The 1,657-nt window shown below is 42.5% G+C and carries 2 protein-coding genes; both read right to left on the reverse strand.

Annotated features, from left to right (window positions below):
• A partial coding sequence (locus tag JMY01_RS13970; RefSeq protein ID WP_201577713.1) for a GTP-binding protein occupies nt 1-606 on the reverse strand: 606 nt, incomplete at its 3' end.
• 182 nt (nt 607-788) lie between these two features.
• A partial coding sequence (locus tag JMY01_RS13975; RefSeq protein WP_201577715.1) for a hypothetical protein occupies nt 789-1,657 on the reverse strand: 869 nt, incomplete at its 5' end.

Consider the following 1,657-nt stretch of genomic DNA (forward strand, 5'->3'; position numbering starts at 1 on the left):
CTCGCCACCGTGGCCTTTTTCATACAGGTAGGTTCTGTCTTCTGCAAGGTGATAGACCCCAACGAAATCCTGTCCCATACCGATCGGCCAAGTGACTGGAATACACTTAATCTTCAGTACGTCTTCGATTTCACTGAGCAGCTCAAGTGGCTCTCGAATTTGGCGATCCAGCTTGTTTACAAAAGATATAATCGGCGTATCACGCATCCGGCACACTTCCATCAACTTGATGGTACGTTCTTCAACGCCTTTTGCCCCGTCGACCATCATCAGCGCACTGTCTACTGCTGTCAATGTGCGATAGGTGTCTTCACTGAAGTCGGCATGACCTGGGGTGTCTAGTAAATTGACGATATGATCTTGATATGGAAACTGCATGACCGAAGTAGTGATTGAAATCCCACGCTCTTGCTCCATGCTCATCCAATCGGAAGTCGCATGGCGATCGGTTTTGCGACCTTTGACCTCGCCTACCACCTGAATGGCTTGACCCCATAGCAGTAGCTTTTCGGTCATGGTGGTTTTACCAGCATCAGGATGCGAGATGATGGCGAAGGTGCGACGTTTGGCAACTTCTTTGCTTAATTTTTTGGGATCTACGCTCATAATTTTGGACTTCGACGGTTGTGTGATTTAGAAATTAATCTAAATAAATAGAATAAATAGTGCGCTTATTGTAGCGGATTTAACACAGAGATGCTTATTTCAGGCATAAAAAACACTCTCTAAACCATAACTAGAGAGTGTTGGCATTGCTAAAAACGGAGGTTATTAAATAATACTGCCTTTTAATAGTAGCGTTTGATTTCTCTTTCTAAAAAGTCCGCTGCCACCTCATTTACCAGCGTGCAGTCCACCACCCCGTTAAAACTATTTTCATTAGGCTTAGTAGTACCACTAGCCACATAGCTGGCTTGATAAATAGCATCTTGATGGTCAACGCCGTTATATATGTATTCTGGCTCATCATTGGTAGCAAAAAACTTCACTTGAGCAGCCTCCTGCTTATTGTTTGTCCCAACTTTTACTATGGTAGTACTGAATTGACGATTGTCGCTGAACTGATTTTCGGTAGCATCGATCCATTTATCAAGGTCTTTATAGCCCGTTTTGTTTTGAGCATTGAATACAAAAAATGAACGCTCACTTGTCGTTACAGGTATATAGCAAACTGAGCCAGTTGGAAATGCAATATCGTTTGGTATTTCTTTATAATTGTTTAAATCAGTAAATATACCGCGACGACCGCTGAATTTATTACCCGCGTTGTAATCGCGTGCATCAACGCCTGATAGGTCCAATGTACGATAAGTCGTTTCATAATTAAGCTTTTTATTACTGTTGATTCGGTATACAGGCCGTTTAACGGTACGCCTACTGACCTCAATGTATCTGTCTTCCAGTGTGCCTTCAAAGTTATTTGCTAACACTGTCGATGACTCTAAATCATCAATGATTTGGCTATAACTCCCAATGATGTTGGTCTTTTTAATGTCACGCGCGCCATTACTGTATCTGGTATCTAAACGAGCAATCGCTTCTCTATTGGTTTGACGGTCAATGCCCTTATCAAAGCTGCTTACTGTAAACTCATTGCCACTGCCTGCCAAAAATACCGTTATCTTCATCGTTGCAGCCAACGAAAGTAATGGCCAAT

The sequence above is a fragment of the Psychrobacter sp. H8-1 genome (genome assembly GCF_904846575.1).
Classification (GTDB): Bacteria; Pseudomonadota; Gammaproteobacteria; order Pseudomonadales; family Moraxellaceae; genus Psychrobacter; species Psychrobacter fulvigenes.